Genomic DNA, 6,848 nt, shown 5'->3' with positions numbered 1-6,848 from the left:
CGCTCGGCTTCAGCTTTGGCTTTTGCAGCTTCCTCAGCCGCTTTGCGTTCAGCTTCAGCTTTGGCTTTTGCAGCTTTTTCAGCCTCTTCTGCCGCTTTACGTTCGGCTTCGGCTTTAGCTTTGGCGGCTTCTTCCGCAGCTTTTCGTTCCGCTTCGGCTTTGTCGTTGCTATCCGCTTTTACGTCTTGATTCTGGTTTTCAGACGACGTTTGTGTTGAATTTACGGAATCTTCGACTTCTTTATGGATATTTTCTTCAGATGCTTCTAAAGCATTATTTGCATCAGCTTGATTACCGGCAGGAGGGGTTGCCGTTCTTTCCGTTTGTCCGGATGGATTCGGAATATTGCCCGGCTGGACAATCGGGTAAGTCGGGGTTGGAGCGACAGACGGTGTACCGCCTCCGCCACCTCCTCCACAGGCTGTTAATATTGAAACGGCAATACAAGATAAGATATGAGGGTAAGGCGTTTTCATCGTAATGTTCTCAATTTAAAGTAGTTATGTGAAAATCATTCTATGCGTGTTTCATTTTTATGTCATCTGATTTTTGCGACGAAAGGTATCATTTTTAGTTAAACGGTTTATTTTATTTGCATTTTTTTAGTGTAAAATATGCAAAAAGCGTGATAAATGGTCGTTTTTTATACTCAAACGGTATGTTTTTATTGTGTTATAATCCGCACTTCATACAGGTCGGACAGACAGTCGCCGCGTATCGCGTAAGGCATACGGGGAGGAAAGTCCGGGCTCCGCAGAGCAGGATGCCGGCTAACGGCCGGGCGCGGAAACGCGACGGAAAGTGGAACAGAAAGCAATACCGCCGACGGCCACCTTCGGGCGGCACGGGTAAGGGTGAAAAGGTGCGGTAAGAGCGCACCGTGCACTTGGTAACAAGGCGCAGCAGGCTAAACCCCATCCGGAGCAAGACCAAACAGAACGCATTGACGCTGCTCGCCGAGCGTTCGGGTAGGTTGCTGGAGTGCATCAGTAATGGTGTGCCTAGAGGAATGACTGTCCGAGACAGAACCCGGCTTACCGTCCGGCCTGTATGTCCCGATTATTGAAAAAGGTCGTCTGAAAAATAGAAATCTGTTTTTCAGACGACCTTTTGCTTTATCCGGGCAATCTATCAGTTTGACAGTTTTTTAATATTACGTTAAAAAAGGTTATGCCATATATGGCTGAAAAATGGACGGTGCAAAATGTGCCGCAACTGAAAATAAAAGGCGGTTTCAACGCCTTTGGAGAACTTTTATGTCTGACAACTACTCCGCCCGCAAGGGAAAAACCTTCTTCGGGCATCCCATCCAGCTTTCTACTCTGTTCCACATCGAATTGTGGGAACGTTTCTCGTTTTACGGTATGCAGGGTATCTTATTGATTTATCTGTATTACACTGCCGACAAAGGCGGTTTGGGCATAGACAAGTCGCTCGCCGGCGGCATCGTCGGCGCGTACGGCGGCAGTGTTTATTTGTCCACCATACTCGGCGCATGGCTTGCCGACCGGATTTGGGGCGCGGAAAAAACGCTGTTTATTTCCGGCATCGTGGTCATGCTCGGACACATCGTTTTGGCAATCGCACCGGGTCTCTACGGTCTGCTGTGCGGCTTGGTACTTATCGCATTGGGCAGCGGCGGCGTGAAATCGTCGGCAAGCTCGATGGTCGGCTCGCTTTATGAGGCGGACGATATGAAGCCCCTGCGCGATGCGGGTTTTTCGATTTTCTATATCTCCATCAACATCGGCGGCTTCTTAGGCCCGCTCCTGACCGGCTTGCTGCAAACCGAGATGGGTTTCCACTATGGTTTCGGCGCGGCGGCAGTCGGTATGGCTTTGGGGCTGTGGCGTTACTCCGTCGGGCGCAAACTGCTGCCGCACACGCCTGCGCCCAATCCTTTGCGTCCTGAAAAAGTGAAAACCGCTGCGGCAATAGGTGTGTTGATTGTCTTAATTGTCGGCAGCCTGATTGCGTCAGACACGCTCAATTTGGACAACTTCTCCAAATTCCTGCTCGGCACGGTCATCCTCACCGTCATCGCCTATTTCGCGCGACTGCTCGGCAGCAGCCATGTGTCGTCTGAAAACAAACGCTACATCACCGCCTATATTCCGCTGTTTCTGACCATCTGCCTGTTTTGGGCTGTCTGGTTCCAAGTTTATACTGTGGCAACGGTGTACTTTGACGAAACGGTTGACCGAACCATAGGCGGCTGGACTGTCCCCGTTGCCTGGAAAGATTCCATCCAAAGCATGTGGGTCGTTCTCTTTTCCGGCGTGATGGCGGCGATTTGGACGAAAATGGGCAAACACCAGCCGAAAACCCCATTGAAATTTACATTGGCGATGATTGTCGTCGGCGTATCCTATCTTGGGTTTGTACCGTATATCTCATCCGGCACGCCCATGCCGATCATCGTTTTCGCGCTGATCCTGCTTGCCATCACCATAGGCGAACTCATGATCTCTCCGATTTCGCTTTCCGTTTCCACCAAAATCGCCCCACCCATGTTCAAAACCCAAATGGTCGCGCTCAATTTCTTAGGGCTCTCATTGGGCTTCACTTTGGGCGGCGTGCTGTTTAAAGAAGGATTCAACGATAAAGCACCGCTGGATTTCTACTGGATGCTTTGCGGCATAGGCGTGATAACCGGTGTGGTATTGTTATTGCTTGTTCCCGTTTTGAATAAAATGCTCAAAGGCGCGGATTAAAAACCGCTCTGAGCAAGACATACAAAAGGTCGTCTGAAACCTGAATCTTGGTTTTCAGACGACCTTTCGCGTATGGATAAGGTTTAATCTTATTTGCCGATGCAGAAGCGCGAGAAAATCACGCCTAGCAAATCGTCGGCGGTAAATTCGCCGGTGATTTCGCTGCACGCGTTTTGGGCGAGGCGCAGGTGTTCGGCGAAAAGCTCGATTTGGTTGTTGTCGCAGAGGGCGGCGTTTTCCAGCTCGGCTTCGGCTTCGTGCAGGGCGTTGAGATGGCGGCTGCGGGCGAGGAACAGGCTTTCGCTTTCGCCCTGCCAGCCGATTTCCTGCAACAGTGCGTGTTTGAGCAAATCGAGACCCGCGCCGGTTTTGGCGGACAGGCTGATGACGGTGTCCGCGCCGGTTTGCGCGAGGCCGTCTGAACGGACGGCGACGGGTTCGCCGGTCAGGTCGGCTTTGTTGTGGATTTCGATTTTTTTCAAACCTTCGGGCAGGCTGTTCAAAATGGCTTGGGTTTTGGCGTTCACGCCTTCGCGCGGGTCAATCAGAATCAGGGCGACATCGGCTTCGGAGACGGCTTTGCGGCTGCGCTCGATACCGATTTGTTCGACCACGTCGTCGGTTTCGCGCAGGCCGGCGGTGTCGATGATGTGGACGGGCACGCCGTCGAGGGTGATTTGTTCGCGCACGGTGTCGCGGGTGGTGCCGGCGATGTCGGTTACGATGGCGATGTCGTCGCCCGCCAAGGCGTTGAGCAGGCTGGATTTGCCGACGTTGGGCGCGCCGACGAGGACGACGTTCATGCCTTCGCGCAAAATCGCGCCTTGTTCCGCGCTGGTGAGGACGGTTTTCAGACGACCTTGCAGGGCTTGGAGCTTGCCGCGCGCGTCGGCGGCTTCGAGAAAATCGATGTCTTCTTCGGGAAAGTCCAGCGTAGCTTCGACCAGCATCCGCAGGGTGATGAGGTCGTCCACCAGCTCGTGTATGTGTCGGGAAAACGCGCCTTTTAACGAACGCAACGCCATGCGTGCGGCGGACTTGCTGGAGGCGTCGATGAGGTCGGCGACGCTTTCGGCTTGGGCAAGGTCGAGTTTGTTGTTGAGGAAGGCGCGTTTGGTAAATTCGCCCGGCTCTGCCATACGCGCGCCCAGTTCGAGGCAGCGCGAAAGCAGCATGTCCATCACGACGGGGCCGCCGTGTCCCTGCAATTCAATCACGTCTTCGCCGGTAAAGCTGGCGGGGGCGGCGAAGTAGAGCAGGATGCCGTTGTCTATCGGCTGCCCGTCGCCGCCGAGAAAGTCGGTGTAAAGCGCGGTGCGCGGTTTGGGCGTTTTGCCGCCGCTGAGTGTTTGTGCCAAAGGCAGCAGGTTTTTGCCGGAAAGGCGGATAACGCCGACGCCGCCGCGTCCGGGGGCGGTGGCGATGGCGGCGATGGTGGGTTGGGATGCGGACATGGCTGGCTCGTATCGGGAATTTGATGAGCAGTATTATATAGTGATTTCACAATGATAAAGGTCGTCTGAAAACAAGAGGCAGGCGAGGTTTATTTGCTACCGTACCGAATCGATAAAAAGAAAGAAATTGTCGAACTTCTGGAAAGAAGTGTGGAACAGACGCCGGGCAAGGCTCGAAATCACTTGCACGCGCTCTCGGACACCCTGTCGGGTAGGCTGCGGTATCGAGATTTTCACCGCTTTTCCAACGTCTGCATGGGATAATATCATGCTTACATTAAGAATAAATAATATTTCAGAAGGACAAAAGGTCGTCTGAAAAAGGGAGATTTAAGGTTTCAGACGACCTTTTGCCTTTCCGCTTTCTTTGCATATTCTTTGTCTAACTTGACATTTCCTTGCTGTCGCAACACCATAAAGGCAGATTCGGCAGCCGGTTCGAGCCTGCCGTCGTGTTTTTTATCAACCGAAAGGCTATCCACGATGACACAATCCACCCACGATCCTTACGCGGATTACCGCGAGCTGACGCTTCGGGGCATGATACTCGGTGCGCTGATTACCGTGATCTTTACCGCGTCGAACGTTTACCTCGGCTTGAAGGTCGGTCTGACCTTTGCTTCGTCGATTCCGGCGGCGGTGATTTCGATGGCGGTTTTGAAGTTTTGCAAAGGCAGCAATATTTTGGAAAACAATATGGTGCAGACGCAGGCTTCGGCGGCGGGTACGCTTTCGACCATCATCTTCGTCCTGCCCGGTTTGCTGATGGCGGGCTACTGGAGCGGTTTCCCGTTTTGGCAGACGACGCTTTTATGTATTGCCGGCGGGATTTTGGGGGTGATTTTCACCATTCCGCTGCGTTACGCGATGGTGGTGAAAAGCGAGTTGCCTTATCCCGAAGGCGTGGCGGCGGCGGAGATTTTGAAAGTCGGCAGCCACGAGGAAGAGGAAGGCCGTCAGGGCGGCAGCGGCATTAAAGAGCTGGCGGCGGGCGGCGCACTGGCGGGCTTTATGAGCTTTTGTTCCAACGGTTTGCGCGTGATTGCCGACAGCGCGAGTTATTGGTTTAAAAGCGGTACGGCGATTTTCCAACTGCCGATGGGCTTTTCGTTGGCATTGTTGGGCGCGGGCTATTTGGTTGGACTGACGGGCGGTATCGCCATCCTGTTGGGCATTTCGATTGCTTGGGGTATTGCCGTGCCGTATTTTTCATCGCACATTCCGCAGCCTTCCGATATGGAAATGGCGGCGTTTGCGATGAAGCTGTGGAAGGAAAAAGTACGCTTTATCGGCGCGGGTACCATCGGTATTGCGGCGGTTTGGACGCTTTTGATGCTGCTCAAGCCGATGCTGGAAGGCCTGAAAATGTCGTTCAAGAGTTTCGGCGGCGGTGCGCCCGCTGCGGAACGCGCCGAACAGGATTTGTCGCCTAAAGCCATGATTTTTTGGGTATTGTCCATGATGCTGATTTTGGGCGTATCGTTTTATCACTTTATCGGCGATTCGCACATTACGGGCGGCATGGCTTGGCTTTTGGTGGTCGTTTGTACGCTTTTGGCTTCCGTCATCGGCTTTTTGGTCGCCGCTGCCTGCGGTTATATGGCAGGTTTGGTCGGCTCGTCTTCCAGCCCGATTTCCGGCGTGGGCATCGTTTCCATCGTTATCATTTCGCTGGTGTTGTTGGTCGTGGGCGAATCCGGCGGCTTGATGGCGGATGAAGCCAACCGCAAATTCTTGCTGGCGCTGACCTTGTTCTGCGGCTCGGCAGTGATCTGCGTGGCTTCGATTTCCAACGACAACCTGCAAGACTTGAAAACCGGCTACCTGCTCAAAGCAACGCCGTGGAGGCAACAGATTGCACTGATTATCGGCTGTATCGTCGGCGCATTCGTCATCTCGCCCGTGTTGGAACTGCTCTACGAAGCCTACGGCTTTACCGGCGCAATGCCGCGCGAAGGCATGGACGCGGCACAGGCTTTGGCGGCTCCCCAAGCGACTTTGATGACAACCATTGCCTCGGGTATCTTCGCCCACAACCTTGAATGGGCGTACATCTTCACCGGCATCGCGATCGGCGCGGTGTTGATCGTCGTCGATTTGGTGTTGAAAAAATCGTCCGGCGGCAAACGCGCACTGCCTGTCCTCGCAGTCGGCATGGGCATCTACCTGCCCCCGTCGGTCACTATGCCCATCGTGATCGGCGCAGTATTGGCGGCGGTGTTGAAACACATCATCAGCAAAAAAGCGGAAAACCGTGAAGGTCGTCTGAAAAACGCCGAACGCATTGGCACCTTGTTCTCCGCAGGTTTGATTGTCGGCGAAAGCCTGGTTGGCGTAGTGATGGCATTCATCATCGCCTTCTCCGTGACCAACGGCGGCTCCGACGCCCCGCTCGCGCTGGGGCTGGAAAACTGGGAAACCACCGCGTCCTGGCTTGGGCTGGCATTCTTCATCACAGGCATGGTGTTCTTCGCACAACGCGTGTTGAAAGCAGGGCGCATTAAGTAAGCTGGTTTTGAAAATAAAGAGGTCGTCTGAAAACTTGGGATTCAGGTTTTCAGACGACCTTGTTTTTATCTGCGGTCTTCAATCTCTCTCGTCTGGCTGGGGAGGGGGGCTACAGGCTGAACGAATTTGATTTTACCCAAAGCCATAGAACCACCCCCATCCTAACCTTCCC

General features: G+C 53.7%; 4 protein-coding genes, 1 other RNA gene and 1 pseudogene. 3 read left to right on the top strand and 3 right to left on the bottom strand.

What is annotated here, in order from left to right; genetic code table 11:
• Window positions 1-476: pseudogene (locus HMPREF3066_RS03080) on the bottom strand (transferrin-binding protein-like solute binding protein); the annotation flags it as partial.
• Between the two features lie 215 nt (window positions 477-691).
• Here HMPREF3066_RS03080 and rnpB point away from each other — a divergent pair.
• Together rnpB and HMPREF3066_RS03070 are read left to right on the top strand one after the other, a co-directional pair.
• An RNA gene (gene rnpB / locus HMPREF3066_RS03075) (RNase P RNA component class A) lies at window positions 692-1,053 on the top strand.
• Window positions 1,054-1,256: 203 nt separating this feature from the next.
• A complete protein-coding gene (locus HMPREF3066_RS03070) occupies window positions 1,257-2,714 on the top strand; it encodes an oligopeptide:H+ symporter (protein WP_039410823.1) in 1,458 nt (485 codons plus the stop codon).
• An 89-nt stretch (window positions 2,715-2,803) separates the two neighbouring features.
• On the opposite strand, the gene mnmE is transcribed toward HMPREF3066_RS03070, so the two are convergent.
• Together mnmE and HMPREF3066_RS13075 are read right to left on the bottom strand one after the other, a co-directional pair.
• Window positions 2,804-4,168, bottom strand: coding sequence for a tRNA uridine-5-carboxymethylaminomethyl(34) synthesis GTPase MnmE (gene mnmE / locus HMPREF3066_RS03065; protein ID WP_070440366.1), 1,365 nt, complete (start codon window positions 4,166-4,168; stop codon window positions 2,804-2,806).
• A gap of 338 nt (window positions 4,169-4,506) precedes the next feature.
• Window positions 4,507-4,665, bottom strand: coding sequence for a hypothetical protein (locus tag HMPREF3066_RS13075; RefSeq protein ID WP_168160648.1), 159 nt, complete (start codon window positions 4,663-4,665; stop codon window positions 4,507-4,509).
• On the opposite strand from HMPREF3066_RS13075, the gene HMPREF3066_RS03060 reads away from it, so the two are divergent.
• Window positions 4,652-6,676, top strand: a complete 2,025-nt coding sequence (locus tag HMPREF3066_RS03060) for an OPT family oligopeptide transporter (RefSeq protein ID WP_070440364.1) — start codon at window positions 4,652-4,654, stop codon at window positions 6,674-6,676. The genes HMPREF3066_RS13075 and HMPREF3066_RS03060 overlap by 14 nt on opposite strands.
• Window positions 6,677-6,848 lie beyond the last annotated feature (172 nt).

Source organism: Neisseria sp. HMSC03D10, from assembly GCF_001807625.1.
GTDB classification, from domain to species: Bacteria; Pseudomonadota; Gammaproteobacteria; order Burkholderiales; family Neisseriaceae; genus Neisseria; species Neisseria mucosa.
This window is presented reverse-complemented; position numbering and strand designations above follow the sequence as displayed.

What these genes read in the sequence shown, in the direction of transcription:
- HMPREF3066_RS03070 (WP_039410823.1), top strand. Translation starts at nt 1,257, where the DNA reads ATGTCTGACAACTACTCCGCCCGCAAGGGAAAAACCTTCTTCGGGCAT.
- mnmE (WP_070440366.1), bottom strand. Translation starts at nt 4,168, where the DNA reads ATGTCCGCATCCCAACCCACCATCGCCGCCATCGCCACCGCCCCCGGA.
- HMPREF3066_RS03060 (WP_070440364.1), top strand. Translation starts at nt 4,652, where the DNA reads ATGACACAATCCACCCACGATCCTTACGCGGATTACCGCGAGCTGACG.